This window comes from Fulvivirga sediminis (assembly GCF_016757215.1).
In the GTDB taxonomy this organism is placed as follows: domain Bacteria; phylum Bacteroidota; class Bacteroidia; order Cytophagales; family Cyclobacteriaceae; genus Fulvivirga; species Fulvivirga sediminis.
In genome coordinates, this window is sequence record NZ_JAESIY010000009.1 from 218,908 (window position 1) to 235,026 (window position 16,119).

The window sequence follows — 16,119 nt, forward strand, 5'->3', positions numbered from 1 at the left end:
ATACTATTGCTCAATCTCCAACCTTATCCCCTCACTATGATTGCTAAACTCCGGTGCATACATACATTGGATGGAGGTAATTCCATTACTAAAATCTCCCGCATTGTTAGCTCTCAGGTCATACTCAAATACAAATACGCCTTCGGTCAGGTGCTCAAAGAAGAAATTGGTACTAGCATCTCGGGTGCTTTCATAGTAGCCCAGTCCATCTTGATATTTAAAGCTTGAAAGCACATTGATAGGTTCCAGACCGGAGGCTCGCATATCTTTCATATGCACAAAGTCCATTTCACGATCTACCTTTAGCTCTATGCGCACTCTGATGCGGTCCCCTACTTGTAATCCGTTAGCTGAAAGGTCTTCCAATTTTTCTCCGGTATCAGTATTTACCACTTTAAATACCTTCTTTGTCAATGAAAGCGGAGAAGAAGCCGAAGTAATCTTATCCAGATTTTCAAAATATTGCCAATACAAAGCTCCCCAGGCTACTCCCTTATCCTTTTTAGTAAGTGTTACCTCAGCCATAGCGGGCGTAATTTCAGCACCATCATAAGCTTTTTTAATATAGCCGGTACCAGCTTCTGGCATGCTGCCATCATCATTTTTAAGGTCTACTGCTTGCTTACCCAGCTTTACTTCTAAGGTTTCATTTACATCTAGCCAGCTGCTACCCTTAAGTAAAAGTGCGTATACGGCCTCAGTTGTAGCTTTGGTAGAAGTCCATTGATTGGTTTGCTTGTGTTTCAATAACCATAATTTGAGGTTATCAACATTCCTCTGTTGGTTCTCCCCTCCAAGTTCTGTAAAGACTTCAATCATTAATGCCTGCGTCTCAATAGGTGCCTGATACCAGAAATAACTGCTTTCGTTAGCCTTCCAATACATGCCCATTTCCTCGCTGGTAATGCTGCACTCATCTAATGATTTTAAAATACCATTAGCAAGCTTATCCTCTCCACTTTTGTGATGTATAAGCGCAATCATGCCCTGCTGCATAAGCCTTTCATCTTTCCAAAATTCTTTGGCCTGGCCTGTATAGTAATCGAGCGCCGGTTGAAGTTGAGAACTTACTTTTTGATCAGGATAAAAGCTTCTCAAATACAAATATTGAATGTGAATAGGCGTTATATGTTTTTCAGCCATATACTTTTTAGCATCCTTACTCATTTTAGAATACTTGATCAGTTCTTTATAATCATCAATAAGCTCAGACTCTAAATAAGGCATTGCCTTTTTCACTACCTCATCAAGGTCATCCACTTCCACACCCAACTTTTGCAAATGCGCTATCCCTGTTATAATGTGCTGGGTAATATATCGGTTAGCCCTATCACTGCCTGCAAACCAAGGGAAACCACCATTTTCAAATTGCATTTGCTTGAGCTTATTCACTACTGCAGTTTGCTGATCTTGCATATGATTGAGATCAAAAAGTAAAGCTATACGCTTTTTCTGTTCAGTTTCATTCTCAGCATCTCGCAGCCATGGTGTTTCGGAGATAATCAGAGACTTAAGCTCTTCATTTTTCTCTAACGCACTTACCAAAGCATCAGCCTCTTTCCATTGATCAAATACCTTCGCGATTTTAGGATTGGCGTTGACAATATGTGAACCCAAACTATTGGCATAAAACCTACTAAAGGTCTGCTCAGCACATTCATAAGGATATTCCATCAGATAAGGAAGCGCTTGCACCGCATACCAGGCAGGATTAGAGGTGATCTCTAAAGTTAGCTTATGGTGTGTCAAGGTTTTAGAAGTATTTTTTTTGAGCTTATCAAGCGTAAAAGTTTTAGATTCTCCCGAATGCACATCCATAGACATGGTTTCTGTTACCAGCATACGATTGGTTAAAACCGGCAGTACACTTTGCTCTCCATCAGAAAAGTTACCTGCCTTAGCCACTACCTTATATTCTACCGCTTGCAAACCAGCAGGTATACTTAACCTCCAAGAAACTGAAGTGTTGCCTTTGGGTTCAATTTCAAAATTTTTGGTTTTATCCTCTAACTCCAATTTTTGATCAATGGACTCACCCGTGGTAGCATCATATAACTGTAAAGCTGCAAAGCCTTGTAGTGCTTCATCTGATAGGCTGCTTATTTTTGCGGCAATTATGATTTCATCGCTTTCACGCAAAAAGCGGGGAGCATTAGGCGTTACCATCAACTCTTTTTGGGTTACAGCCTGTAATGTTTTCTGACCAATATGAAGGTCCTTATCATGAGCTAAAAGTTGCAGTTTCCAGCGGGTGAGCGCTTCTGGGGCGGTAAACTCAAAACTTATTTCTCCATTTTCATCCGTTCTCAACTGAGGAAAAAAGAATGCCGTTTCCTTAAGATTTGTTCGTGCTTGTACTTGTGAGAGTTCCTCTTCTAAAGCTGCCTTGCTGGTAAAGATAATAACACCATTAGCTGCTCTTGATCCATATAGCGCAGTAGCCTCATCACCTTTAAGCATTTTAGCACTAGCCAGGTCTTTCGGGTTAATTTCATCTTTACTAACCACCTTACCATCCAATACGTAAAGTGCTTCAGAATTTTCATTCATTATTGATGATGCTCCTCTGATCTGTACGCCAGCAACTTTCCCCTGAAGTGAAGCTGCAATATCCTCTCGTGGAGCTTCTTCGAAAATGATTTCCTCCTCTATTGCTTCTTCATCAGCAACCTCAACCATTCCATCGGCATTACTAACAGCGCTTACAGCAAAACCCAGTCTAGATCTTTTGTTTTCCATGCCATACCCAACCACCACCACTTCAGAGAGCTGGCTTACATCTTCTCCAAGTATTGCATTAATCCTGTTTTTATCTTTAACGGATACTTCAGTGGAAGTGAAACCAATAAATCTAAAGACCAATAAATCCGTTTTACTCGCTTTTATAGAGTAATGACCATCAATATCCGTAACCGCTCCCCTATTTGTTCCCTTAACAATTATATTTACTCCAGGCAAAGGATCTCCCGCACTATTTGTAACCAAGCCTTCTACATATCTTACTCTTATATTATTATCAAAAACAGCTTCCGTTACTGATTCTTTAGTCTCAAACTTCCTTATACGCTTCAATAAGCTCAAATACTGACTATTAGCATATCGATTATTATTAAAACTAAACCCAAACCAATAAAAATCATCCTTTTGAATAGTATAAGGGGATGGGTATAATGATCTCCGGTTTCGAATCACTGCTCCTTCGCTTCCAAAACTCTGCCGGGCGCTACTATTGCTGTAAGTATAGTATGTTTTAGTGTGGTAGGGGCTAAACCTCCATTCATGCGGCTTAAATTGATCCAAGGAAGCATCATACATACTGGCTAATAGTTCAGCAGACAACTTTTCATTGTTTTCACCTAAAACTTTAAACTTCCATGTTTCTTCAGCCCCGGGCTGTAGTTTATCTCTGAAAACCGAAGTTTCTATTTCCAACTTCGGGATGCTTTTTGTTACAGGAATAATGAGGCTATTGGCGTCAAATGAATTATAACAGGCATAATGATACAGAATGGCAAAACCGCCGAGATCCTTTTCCTCTATTGGTATATTTATGGTTTTGACTTCGTTTTTTAGCCTAATCACTTTTTGCTCTACTATCTGGTAATCTTTTTCTATCAAAAGGGTTACAAACACCTCATCAGCTGCACTGGCTAATGATAACTTCACCTCTTCACCTGGTTGATAGGTACTCTTGTCTGTACTGATGGTAAAAAGGTCGTTGGTGCCAGGTACTTTTCTATCAGGATCAATCAGTTTAAACCGCCTCTTATCTATTACCTCATTATCAAAGCTGTCTTTGGTGTTTAACACCATTTCATAATTTGACAGCCGCCAATCTTTTATATTTGGCCAACTTACTATTTTGCTTTCACTGGTGTTAAAGTTTAATGTAGTTACTAACTCCTTTTTACCTTCTTCCAGAGTATCATCATAATATTTTTCATGCGGAAAAAGCCTGTGGAACTCCTCTTCAGAAAACCTCTGATGATCTGGTACAGACCATGGCCTGGGACGAGTGATTCGATTATCTTCAACCATACGGTAAATCTCAATACTTCCCTTAGCAGGAGTAAATTGACTATTCAAATTTTCAGTGGAAACCGTAAATTCTTTCGGAATATCATTTCTATTCAATTGATCTGGAATATCCATGTGAGCCACCATGGTATGATACCCCACTTGCACAGTAGTAGTAGCACTCCTGGTTTCGCCATTAACATCGGTAACTTCGGCATTTACCTCATAAATAAATATCGGCAAACTCTCCTTATCAACGGTTTCATCAGGAAGGGCCTTAAAGTCAATCACATATTTACCAGCACCATCTGTAGTAGTTTCTCCATGGGTTATTTCTTGGCCTGATGTTGACGGGTAATAGTAATCATAGCTCCAATAATACCACCGAGGATACTCCACTTTACGAGTGATCGTGTAGCTTACTTTAGCCTCAGTAACCTTACTGCCTGCGAAAGCAGCTGCCTCACCAAAAACTTTTATAGTATCATTTACCCGGTACGATTGCTTTACGGCATCAAACTCTACTTCAAAACGTGGTCTTTTGTATTCCTCTACTGAGATACTCTGTGCTGACCATTCAAAATCATTCATAATTTCATCATATAGCTGACTGTCATGTTCGTAAGATTCATCCACATGCAAAGTATATTGGCCTGTAAGCCCACTTCTGGGAAGTATAAACTCTCCACTAAATGATCCGTATTCATTCGATCTCAATTCAACCATACCCACTTCTTCTCCGTTAACATCTTCCAGAGTCACTCCTACATACTCCGCTGGAACTATAGAAGACCGGTTCCCCTGCCTTTTGACAAGTATCCCTTTGAAATACACAGTTTGCCCGGGCCTGTAAATTGACCTATCAGTGAACAAAAATGCTTTTACATCAACCGACTCACGGGTATTTTTGCCAGAGCGTATTTTAGACATATAATAGTTATCGAAGTAGGCCGTATCACCTTTGGTGGTTATTATGGCATCATAATTATTATAGTTAGACGGCCCATTGCACTTAAAAACGCCCTGAGAATTAGTGGTGAATGATTTATTATAAAAAAAGGAAGTGCGGCCATTATTCTTTAGAATAACTTCGGCATTTTTTATCGGCTCACCATTAGTTCTGTCTATGATGTGGTAATTATACTCTCGATTATCTCGATTCTGCACTAGTGCCATGTCTGTAAACTGGATAACCTGATAACTATACAGCTGATTATTATCAACAAAAGGCTGGTCACTTGAAAATATCACATAGCGACCATTAGGCAATTTTGGAAGAAGTATCTCAGTAGAATGTAATTCATAGTCTCCAAAATTCTTGAGCCTTACCCCCCATTCTTTGATATCAGTCCATTTCTTGATGTTCGCAAGCTGGGCAGAATCTGTATATAGTGAATAAAATGTTTTATACTGATCTGGAGAAACACGATATATCTTAAAGTGCAGACTGTCAAGGTTCTTATATTCTATTTTCATCAGAGAGTGAGAAGATATAGGCACGTATTTCTCAGCCTCAAGCCTCATCTCCTTTCTTTTTATCTGACTCACTAGGGCCTTACACTGCTCCGTGCCATAGCTATTAGGGTATTCCTCTATCGCTGACTCGGCTATTTGAAGAGCTAGAGGTTTATCAGAGTCTACAAAAAGAGACGCTCGCTTATAGGCAATTAAGGTAGATGACTCATATTGCTGATAGTCCTGCCAGAATTTTTTAAGCTCATTATGAAGTAACCGATTCTTATTATTATAAATGCCTAGTCTATTGATGAATTCAAGGGCTTCTAATCTTATCATAATGTAAGCAGCGGGATTTTCATCAGCCTTATGAAAATTTACAAGGTGCTGATAGGTTTGAAGAGCCTGAAACTCAAGAGAAAGGGAGTCTGGAGATTCTAGTTTCACTAGGGCTATATCAAGATAAGCACTGTCATCAATATAAAATTTGTAGGCCGGGCTAGTAATAGTAGATTCTCCTGTAGTATAAAATTCAATTGCCTGGTGCGCCAAAAAATCATATAAGGTGGGGCTATATTGATATGACTGAGGACTCTCTTTTATTAATTCTTTAAATTTATCTATAGAAGTCTTTTCTAAAAGAGAAGAGTTACGGAGCGAATTTTCATAATGAGTACTTATTTCTTTCAACAAAGTGTGAAGATCCCAGGTACGAAAATCAATGCTATCTACTTTATCTGTTGTTTCTGTTCTTCTATAAATTCGCCAGCGATTGCCATTAAAATATTGATGTAGCATATTGGCCAACAAGCTTTCCAAAACATTTTTGCTGACACCTTGTGCAGTATTTATTTCTCTTTTAAATCGACTGAAGATTTTTAACTGAGCATTTTCTTCAAGCTCCAAGCTAAATTTAGATTGATAGATCAGAGCTTTAATTAACTGTTCCTCATTGTTATCCTTTTTTGCTTGGACATAAATCTTCTCCACCACTGCATTGGCAGATTTAGGTAGTCCATCTAGCTCGTAGCCGTAAACTTCTTTCCATAATTCTAAATAGTTATCTGGCTCAGAGTCTGACACAGCACCGGGGCCCAATAAAAGCAGTAATGTGCAGCAGGTAAATAGCAATTTTATCATAGAGGTATTTTATTAATTAATAACTACAGTGTACTTACAAAGTCACTATAGTAGAGATGCATGGAGTTCGATGATTCCATAAATACATCATTAAAAAAACATATAGCGCATAAAAAAAGCTGTCCCCAAAAAGGAGACAGCTTTTATAATGAGTTAATGGTCATTAATAACCAGAGTTACCCATGAAAAGGGCAGCGCCAAAAATGGCAAAGAATATTATATATATTCCCACAACAATAACCCACATTAAAAGACTTGCTTTAGCCCAGTTAGCTTTGTTCTTGTTCGCATTATCACCAAAAGCCCAAACAAAAAGCATAACAATATTCACCAAAGGAACAATCATTACCAAAAAGGTAAGTAACCAGTCTTTTACCGTCATTACGGGCACATTTGCCTCACTTCTCACAGAATCAAGTGTATTTTCCATTATATTAATATTTATTTTTTCACCACCAACGTATTTGCAATAATATCATGCAGAGCCTGCTTCTTATCTGTAAAAGCAGCGATAATATAGCCTATATACATAATTAGGGAAGATAATATTTTACATAGGTTTCTTACCAAAGCTTTACCAAAATTGAGCTTTTCACCGCTTTCATCGGTAACTATGATGCCCAACGCCATTTTTCCTAAAGTGCCTTGATTATTGCTAGATTCCATCAAAGCAAAGTATAAAATGTATATTCCCTGAGATATCAATATTGAGTATATCATTCCACCCCAAATAGTGGTAACCAGATCAAACATTTGATCTTCGGAATAATCAGAAGGATTGATGTTTTGTAATGACTCAAGGTATCCTGCACCCAGTAAACTAAGAATAGGCGTGATGATGAATGACATTACTACCCAAATCACTATGCCATCAATAAGAATGGCAACAAACCTGAGCCAAAAACCTGCATAATCAATATGCCTTGGTGCTTCATCGTGCGAAGTTGAATCTAAAGTGTTTATATCCATGTTAAAAAAATAAGGTTATGATTTCGATTTTAATCTATAAATAATTTTGGAATCATCAAAAATTAGGATTTTTCTAATACCCAAACCAACATAGATCGTTTATCCTCAACTATTACAGATTTTATAGACTCTACATTTACCAAGCCCATCTCTTTTTCCACTTCATAGATATCTTCCTTACTAATGAGAAAGCTGAAATTAGGATCTTTCGGAAAAGGAAGACCAATAGTAGAAGCCATCCTAATGAAAAGTACTCCTCTGGGCCTAAGTACCCTGGTCAGCTCTAGCATCATTTTTTTAAAAGAAGCCTTATCTTTAGCAAAATGTAGCACGGCACTACAAATAATAGCATCAAAAAATTGATCTTTCCACGGCAATGCTTCTAAGTTACCCGCCAGAAAATGATCTTTTGGAATTACCTTAAACATCATTTGTAGCATTTTAATGGCCATGGGATCAGTATCGATACCGTAAATGTCATGCCCATTATTATTGAAATAGGTAAGATTACGCCCCTCTCCGCAACCCGCATCTAAAATTCGATTTTTATTCTCAAATCGTCCTTTTAATATCTGATCAAGCAGGTAAATATCTACGTTACCCAGCGTCTGATTCAACTCCTTGTAGTGCATGCTCTAATGATTTAAAAAATTCTTCTTTACCACAATCTATAAGTTCACTGCTCCTATAAAACTCAAACGTACCACAGGTTTCTCGCGAGATCCGAACCACTATTTCTGGTTTTGTTTGCGCAAGTATATACTCTGAAATTCTATCCTGCATTAAGTCTACTGATTTAGCTATTAAATCAAAATAACTTAGCCTTTTCTGCTTGTTGGTTACTTTAGGGAAGAAACTGTTCCACTTTTCAACCAAAGGAGAAAAACGGCCTTTCTGATCTAATTGTCTATTCTTTACGGAGCATGGTATTGCCGCATTTACATCGGAGACTACCAATATATCATCATCTCTTCTGTCTACATAATTTATAGGAATAGGATTAAGCACACCCCCATCTACCAGTTCTATGTCATTAATAACAGCAGGCTTCATTACTGATGGTATGGCAGCCGATGCTCTGAGTGCACCAAAAACACTACCGGAAGTAAAAACCACCTCTCTCCTATTAACAATGTCTGTAGCCACAGCCGCAAAGGGTATACTCAGGTCTTCAATATTGCAATCTGGTATGAACTTCTTCATTTCATTAAATACGCGATCACCCCTCACAAAACCTTGAGTGCTCAGCGTAAAATCCATAAGCTTGAACACATCAACCTTATCAAAATTACAGACCCATTCCTTGTATTCTTTGAGCTTTCCTGCTGCATAAACGGCACCTACTACGGCACCCATACTACTCCCTGATATAGATGTAATTTCATATCCAGACTCAAGCAAAGCTTCTATAACACCTATGTGTGCTACCCCACGTGCACCTCCACTAGAAAGGACTAAAGCTACAGACTTACTCATTGGTACTGATTTAGATAATTATCGTAAAAATTATTATTCAATAAGATAACACATACGAATGATTAATAAAAAAATGTATCTATTGAATAAAAGTGAACTTTACTGAACGTTTTAGTTTAAAAAATAAGTCAAATACCACAATATGTTCAGAATATTCAAACAGGCAGTAGAAATTATCGCGTTATAAACCTGATGGGTAAATATCAGATAATTGTTTATGAATACCATAAAAATATCCTACTTATTTATATTTCATAGAGATCTAATCTATTGTGTTTATAAAAATTAATTATTGAATCACATCAAATTGGTTGGTCGCGGATGAGTTTTTAAATAATTTAATGAATTAAACACTCCTATATGAAAAATACCTTAATCGTTTGCTTGCTCATTGTAAGTATCATGACTCACGGTCAGAGCATTCAGTCTCCTGACGAATTTCTGGGATACACCTTTGGAGAAAGGTTTACCAGACACCACCAGGTAGTAGATTATTACGAATATCTGAATGAAACACTTCCCAATGTGAATCTCAAAATATATGGAGAAACCTATGAGCACCGACCTTTAACCATTGCTATAATCTCTTCTCCAGAAAATATGGACAAGCTCGAAGAAATTCGTCAAAATAATCTCAACCGCATAAGTGGCAGCAATAGATCTCAAGATGACATTACCATAGTTTGGCTCAGTTATAATATTCATGGAAATGAAGCATCTTCTACGGAAGCATCCATGAAAACTATTTATACATTATTAACTGACGAAAAGGCTCAATCTTGGTTAAAAAACACCGTGGTGATCATTGATCCTTGCGTAAATCCAGATGGCAGGGATCGCTATGTAAATTTCTATAATCAATATGCTAATACTCATTTTAACCCTTCCGGTGATGCTATCGAACATCATGAGCCTTGGCCAGGAGGCAGGCCAAATCACTATCTTTTTGACCTTAACCGTGATTGGGCCTGGCAAACACAAATAGAATCACAGCAAAGATCTAAAATATACCATCAGTGGATGCCTCACGTACATGTAGATTACCATGAACAGTTTATTAATAGTCCTTATTATTTTGCCCCTGCAGCAGAACCATTTCATGAAATTATTACTCCATGGCAGCGTGAGTTTCAAACTATGATAGGAAAGAATCATGCTAAATACTTTGATGCGCAAGGCTGGTTATATTTCACTCGAGAACTTTTTGACTTACTATACCCCAGCTATGGAGATACATATCCTACTTACAATGGAGCGATAGGCATGACTTATGAGCAAGCAGGTCATGGCTATGCAGGCTTAGGGATTATTACAGAATATGGTGATACGCTTACTTTAAAGGATCGTATTGAGCATCATTTTACTACAGGCTTATCTACTGTAGAAATTAGCTCGGAAAATGCTTCTAAGCTGGTGGCAGAATTTGGAAATTACTTTAAAAACAATCGAACAAATCCATCTGCCAAATATAAAAGCTATGTTATCCACACCGAAAATATGGATAAGTTAAAAGCGCTCACCCTATTTTTAGAAAACCATCATATAGAATATGGAACGGTGGCCAAAAGTGGCAATTACAAAGGATACAGCTATACTAAAAATTCTGAGAGCAGTTTCAATATATCTGATAAAGACTTAATAATTAGCTCATTCCAATCACAATCACGCTTATTAACAGCTCTTTTTGAGCCTAACACCAAGCTTTCTGATACACTTACTTATGATATTACTGCCTGGTCTATTCCTTTCGCCTACGGGGTGGAAGCTTATGCTCTTACAGAAAAATTGCCCATTTCATCAGGATACAATTTTAAAGAAGCTCCGATGACCCAGTCTAAGTCTGAAGAAAAAGCATATGCTTATGTATTAGCCTACCAAAGTATAGAAGATGTGAAGTTCTTAAGTGCAGCTTTACAACAAGAAATTAACGTAAGGGTAAGTCATAAAACACTAAAAATACAAGGTCATAGTTTTGCCCCCGGCGCAGTAGTTATCACCAGAAGAAATAATGAAAATATCAGTGGTAATTTTGAAGATATAGTTACATCCTTAGCTGATGAATATGGAAGAGAATTAATTAAGCTTACCACCGGTTTTTCTGAAAATGGTGTCGATCTTGGTTCCGGGCAAATTTCAAGGTTAAAAGCTCCAAAAGTAGCAGTGATAACCGGAGAGCATACCTCTTCTTTAAACTTCGGAGAAGTATGGCATTTCTTTGAGCAACAAATTCATTATCCTGTAACAAACATAGGAACTCAATATTTTTCATATACTGACTTATCAGATTATGATGTAATAATAATGCCTTCCGGGAACTATGGTTTTTTAAATGATAAAGCAATGGAAGAATTAAAAACATGGATAAAATCAGGAGGTAAGCTGATAGCGATGGGCAGTGCGCTTAACTCTTTCAATGAAAAGAAAGACTTTGGCCTTAAACAATTCAATTCTGATCAAGAGAAAAAAGCCATGGAAGCTGAACCTACTACGGAAGAGCAACTAAAGCCTTATGATTTAAGAGAAAGACAGCGCCTAAGTGATGAAATTTTTGGTGCTATATATAAAGTAAGTATGGACAACACCAATCCACTTGCTTATGGCTATGATCCTACTTACTATAGCCTAAAAACCAGTAATGATAAATATGCTTACTTAAAAGATGGTAGCAATGTAGGTATATTAAAAGATGCTGCGGCTCCAGTGAGTGGCTTTGCTGGTTATAAAGCTGCTGAAAAACTTGAGAACAGCTTGGTATTTGGTATTCAGAGCATAGGCAGAGGCAATATTATATATATGGTGGATGATCCTCTATTTCGCTCTTTTTGGGAAAACGGAAAACTACTTTTCTCTAATGCCGTTTTTGTAGTAGATTAATAGTCATATGCCATACACACATCACATAAGAGTAAAAGAAGAACATATAGATCACATGGGCCATGTTAACAATGTGGTTTATGTGCAGTACGTACAAGATACCGCAGAAGCACACTGGAAAAATGTAGCTAATGAAGAAATGATTAAGGGTACATTATGGATAGTAATCAGGCATGAAATAGATTATTTATCTCCTGCTTTTGCAGGTGACGTACTTAACGCCACTACATGGGTGGAAGAGGCAGAAGGTTTAAAACTACCTCGTTTTGTTAGCATCAAAAATCAGGAAGGCAAAGACATTATAAAAGCCAGAACTTTATGGTGCGCATTAGATTCTAAAAGTCATCGCCCCAAACGAATAAGTGAAGAAATGTATACGTGGTTTAAATGACCAATTAGCAATTATTAAAATCAGTCTTTTTTTGGGATTTTACTCCATTCATTAGCCTTTAATCTTTAAATAAAGAAATGTCATTTTTGAACAAAAAAAACGCCAAAGTTATTCACTTTGGCGTTCTAGGGATATATGTAATCAAGCATTTCAGCCTAAATTCTTGTCTAAATAATTAACTACATCTTCCACCGTAGCTAATTGCTGGGCATCAAGGTCATTTACCTGAATACCAAATTTAACTTCCAGCCTCATCATCAGGTCCGTAAGATCTAAAGAATCTAATCCCAAATCTCTTGCCAAGTTTGAATCTTCAGTAATGGAAGTTGATTCTATACCAACATCAGTTAAAATATTTTTAACTTCATCCAAATAATTCGCTTTTGTTGCGCTCATATCTTCCTTGCTTTATCGTTGCTATATTCGCTAATATCGAATTTTCTTGATTCGTTTCCTCTATAATATACCTTACAGACATAATAGAAAGGGGTTCGAAATTTGCAGCTCTAAGTACTATGTATTGGATAATAGTTCTCTTAAAACTATAGATCAAAGTAAACTGAGAGCTGCATTTTCAATATTCTATATCTTGTTTTTAGTGAAGGTGGTTTTTATGGTAATCATCAGGGTTATGACCTTCCTTTAACTTGGCCAGTCCTTTTTTACCATACGCTAACTTAGTAATTACCACATATAATACGGGTACCACAAAAATACCTAATACGGTGGCCGCGATCATACCTCCAGCCACTGTCCATCCAATAGTATTACGAGATACTGCTCCCGCTCCACTAGAAAATGCCAATGGTAAAACACCTAAAATAAAGGCTAATGAAGTCATCACGATAGGTCTAAGCCTCAGTTTCACGGCTTCCAGAGTTCCTTCAACTATATCCATACCTGCTTCAACCCTTTCCTTAGCAAATTCCACAATAAGAATAGCATTTTTCGCCGCCAAACCAATAAGCGTAATCAAACCGATTTGTGCATAAATATTATTGGTCAAATAAGGCAGAAACGTAAGCGCTAAGATAGCACCAAGAGCTCCCACGGGCACTGATAATAACACTGAGAATGGCACCGACCAGCTCTCATAAAGGGCTGCCAAGAATAAGAATACGAACACAATAGAAAGTGCAAATATGTAAATAGTGCTATCTCCTGATTGTATCTCTTCTAAGCTCAACCCACTGAATTCATAATTATATCCTGCAGGTAAGGTCTCTGCTGCCACTTCTCTCAAAGCCTGTATGGCCTGTCCACTACTATAGCCTGGAGCTGGGTTACCATTAAATTCTGCCGATCTATACAAGTTATAGTGGTTAATAACGGCAGCAGATTCTACTGGCTTTCTTGATATGAAAGTAGATAAAGGCAACATCTCTCCTCTTTGATTTCGAACATAATATTTATCTAAATCTTCCTGTTCCCCTCTATAAGAGCTATCGGCCTGAGCTACAACCCTAAAGTTTCTATTATAAAGCGTAAAATCATTTACATACCTACTTCCAAGGTAAGTTTGTAATGTGCTATAAATTTCAGTTAAACTAACCCCCATTTTCTTTGCCTTCTTCTTATCTACATCCATGCTTATACCTGGGGTATTAGCATTAAAGAAGGTATATGCCATTCCTATTTCAGGTCTTTGGTTAGCTGCCATCATAAATTTCATAGCATTTCCGGCAAACTGATTTACGTTATCATTACTTCCCTGCTGTTCCATAATGAAACTGAAACCACCGGTGTTACCAAGACCTGGTACGGCTGGCGGCTTAATCACAAGAACCTGAGCTTCCTTAATAGCGCTAAATTTTGCGGTTAGATCAGCTACAATAGCATCTATCTGCTCATCATCTTCTGTTCTGTCTTTCCATGGGGCAAGAGAAACGAAAAGAGTACCACTATTAGATTTCCTTGCAAAACTCACAGCATTCAGCCCACTTATAGCTGCATAATTAGCCACGGTATGTGTAGAATCAAGAGCAGTCATTACTTTGTCAAGTACATTTTCCGTTCTGCTAATAGAAGCTCCTTCGGGTAATGTAAATGAGATATATAAACGACCTTCATCTTCTTGAGGAATGAAACCTGTTGGTTTATTCATAAACAACGCATAGGTACCCACAAAAACACAAACCAATAAAATAATTACCAGCTTAGATTTCTTTATGCTCTTATGTACACCAGAGCCATACTTATTGGTTACATTATTAAACCAAACATTGAACTTATAGAAAATTCTATTCAGACCTTTAGACTCTTCTGTTACCTCAGTAGGCTTAAGGAAAAGAGAACATAAGGCTGGTGTAAGTGATAATGCTATAAAAGCTGATAGCAGCACTGAAATAGCAATGGTAATAGCAAACTGCTGATAAAGCTGCCCTGTAATACCAGGAATAAAACCTACTGGCACGAATACCGCAGCCAATACCAGGGCAATGGCTACTACTGGAGCAGAAATATCTGCCATAGCTCTCTTGGTGGCCTCTTTAGCATCTATTTTCAATTCATCCATATAGTGCTGCACGGCCTCTACCACCACAATGGCATCATCCACCACAATACCAATAGCCAACACAAAACCAAATAAGGTTAATGTATTAATAGTAAAACCTAGTGGTATAAAGAATAAGAATGTACCAATAATAGATACAGGCACAGCTAACATTGGAATTACTGTAGCTCTCCAGTTCTGCAAGAACAAGAAAACAACTATGGTTACCAAAATCAAAGCCTCTACCAGTGTGTGTAATACTTCTTCTATTGAAATATCAACCACTGATACAGATTCAAATGGTATAACATAATCTACGTCAGCAGGAAAAGTTTCCTTCAACTCTTCCATCTTTTTAAATATTCCTTCTGCCGTACTCAGTGCGTTACTTCCTGGTGCTTGATAAATAAGTAAAAAGCCTGCTTTGTTACCATTCACATATCTGTTACCACCATAAGAAAATGAACCCAGTTCTATTCTGGCCACATCTCTCAAGTATACTAAGGAACCATCTTGCGGATTAGTTTTAATGATTATATCACCAAACTGCTCTGGCGTTTTTAAACGACCATTAACAAATACTGTCAATTCAAAGGTTTGTTGGTTAGACTGTGGAGAAGCTCCAACAGCCCCAGCTGCTACCTGAACGTTTTGCTCCTGAATAGCAGCAGTAATATCTGAAGTACTTAGGTTAAGCTGAGCTAACTTATCTGGCTTTAACCAAATACGCATACCAAAATCTGATCCTACAGAATATACATCACCTACACCATCAACCCTTGAAAGAGCATCTTTAATATAGATGTTACTATAGTTATCAAGAAATTCGGAATCGTGGGTTCCGTTAGGTGAGTATAAAGTTTGCACCATTAATATAGTAGGATTTCTCTTCCTAACTATAATACCTGTACGCTGTACTTCTGATGGAAGCATAGGCGTGGCTATACTCAATCTGTTTTGCACGTCAAGTGCGGCAATATCTACGTTAGTTCCCAGTTCAAAAGTAACGTTAATGGAAAATGAACCATCATTAGAACTGGTTGAACTCAAATATTTCATGCCAGGTACACCGTTTATCTGAGTTTCGATAGGTGTAACTACTGTTTGTTCCACTGTTTGTGCATCAGCACCTGTATATGTACCTGACACCTGTACCACAGGAGGTGTGATATCCGGATATTGACCAATAGGTAAATTCATAATGGCCAAAACACCGACGAGCACAATTACTATGGAGGATACAATGGCCGTAATAGGCCGGTTTATAAATGTATTCGCTATCATAAATGCTTTGTCTTAAAAA

The 16,119-nt window shown here is 37.7% G+C and carries 9 protein-coding genes; 2 read left to right on the top strand and 7 right to left on the bottom strand.

The features are described 5' to 3' along the window. Positions 1 to 3: 3 nt before the first annotated feature. The 5 genes from JL102_RS17090 to JL102_RS17110 all read right to left on the bottom strand — a co-directional run bounded on the left by JL102_RS17090 (position 4) and on the right by JL102_RS17110 (position 9,057). Complete coding sequence (locus tag JL102_RS17090; protein ID WP_202245652.1) at positions 4 to 6,612, bottom strand: alpha-2-macroglobulin family protein; 6,609 nt, start codon at positions 6,610 to 6,612, stop codon at positions 4 to 6. Between the two features lie 163 nt (positions 6,613 to 6,775). Continuing rightward, positions 6,776 to 7,042 carry a hypothetical protein gene (locus JL102_RS17095; protein WP_202245653.1) on the bottom strand — a complete coding sequence of 89 codons (267 nt, stop codon included), beginning with the start codon at positions 7,040 to 7,042 and terminating at the stop codon, positions 6,776 to 6,778. 11 nt (positions 7,043 to 7,053) lie between these two features. Then, complete coding sequence (locus JL102_RS17100) at positions 7,054 to 7,581, bottom strand: RDD family protein (protein ID WP_202245654.1); 528 nt, start codon at positions 7,579 to 7,581, stop codon at positions 7,054 to 7,056. Positions 7,582 to 7,643: 62 nt separating this feature from the next. After that, positions 7,644 to 8,213: a class I SAM-dependent methyltransferase gene (locus tag JL102_RS17105; RefSeq protein ID WP_202245655.1), complete on the bottom strand. Its 570-nt coding sequence runs from the start codon at positions 8,211 to 8,213 to the stop codon at positions 7,644 to 7,646. Then, positions 8,179 to 9,057 carry a patatin-like phospholipase family protein gene (locus JL102_RS17110; RefSeq protein WP_202245656.1) on the bottom strand — a complete coding sequence of 293 codons (879 nt, stop codon included), beginning with the start codon at positions 9,055 to 9,057 and terminating at the stop codon, positions 8,179 to 8,181. Before JL102_RS17110 ends, JL102_RS17105 begins: the two co-directional genes overlap by 35 nt. Positions 9,058 to 9,417: 360 nt before the next feature. Here JL102_RS17110 and JL102_RS17115 point away from each other — a divergent pair, with 360 nt between their 5' ends. Further along, positions 9,418 to 11,931, top strand: a complete 2,514-nt coding sequence (locus JL102_RS17115) for a M14 family metallopeptidase (protein WP_202245657.1) — start codon at positions 9,418 to 9,420, stop codon at positions 11,929 to 11,931. Positions 11,932 to 11,938: 7 nt separating this feature from the next. Next, the gene (locus JL102_RS17120) at positions 11,939 to 12,322 is read left to right on the top strand and encodes an acyl-CoA thioesterase (protein ID WP_202245658.1); all 384 of its coding nucleotides are present in this window, start codon (positions 11,939 to 11,941) and stop codon (positions 12,320 to 12,322) included. 150 nt (positions 12,323 to 12,472) lie between these two features. Here JL102_RS17120 and JL102_RS17125 read toward each other — a convergent pair whose 3' ends face one another. Together JL102_RS17125 and JL102_RS17130 are read right to left on the bottom strand one after the other, a co-directional pair. Further along, on the bottom strand, positions 12,473 to 12,718 hold the full coding sequence (locus JL102_RS17125; RefSeq protein ID WP_202245659.1) for an acyl carrier protein: 246 nt from the start codon (positions 12,716 to 12,718) through the stop codon (positions 12,473 to 12,475). 199 nt (positions 12,719 to 12,917) lie between these two features. Next, a complete protein-coding gene (locus tag JL102_RS17130; RefSeq protein WP_202245660.1) occupies positions 12,918 to 16,100 on the bottom strand; it encodes an efflux RND transporter permease subunit in 3,183 nt (1,060 codons plus the stop codon). Between the last annotated feature and the right edge of the window lie 19 nt (positions 16,101 to 16,119).

What these genes read in the sequence shown, in the direction of transcription:
- JL102_RS17130 (WP_202245660.1), bottom strand. Translation starts at nt 16,100, where the DNA reads ATGATAGCGAATACATTTATAAACCGGCCTATTACGGCCATTGTATCC.
- JL102_RS17120 (WP_202245658.1), top strand. Translation starts at nt 11,939, where the DNA reads ATGCCATACACACATCACATAAGAGTAAAAGAAGAACATATAGATCAC.
- JL102_RS17090 (WP_202245652.1), bottom strand. Translation starts at nt 6,612, where the DNA reads ATGATAAAATTGCTATTTACCTGCTGCACATTACTGCTTTTATTGGGC.
- JL102_RS17095 (WP_202245653.1), bottom strand. Translation starts at nt 7,042, where the DNA reads ATGGAAAATACACTTGATTCTGTGAGAAGTGAGGCAAATGTGCCCGTA.
- JL102_RS17100 (WP_202245654.1), bottom strand. Translation starts at nt 7,581, where the DNA reads ATGGATATAAACACTTTAGATTCAACTTCGCACGATGAAGCACCAAGG.
- JL102_RS17110 (WP_202245656.1), bottom strand. Translation starts at nt 9,057, where the DNA reads ATGAGTAAGTCTGTAGCTTTAGTCCTTTCTAGTGGAGGTGCACGTGGG.
- JL102_RS17115 (WP_202245657.1), top strand. Translation starts at nt 9,418, where the DNA reads ATGAAAAATACCTTAATCGTTTGCTTGCTCATTGTAAGTATCATGACT.
- JL102_RS17125 (WP_202245659.1), bottom strand. Translation starts at nt 12,718, where the DNA reads ATGAGCGCAACAAAAGCGAATTATTTGGATGAAGTTAAAAATATTTTA.
- JL102_RS17105 (WP_202245655.1), bottom strand. Translation starts at nt 8,213, where the DNA reads ATGCACTACAAGGAGTTGAATCAGACGCTGGGTAACGTAGATATTTAC.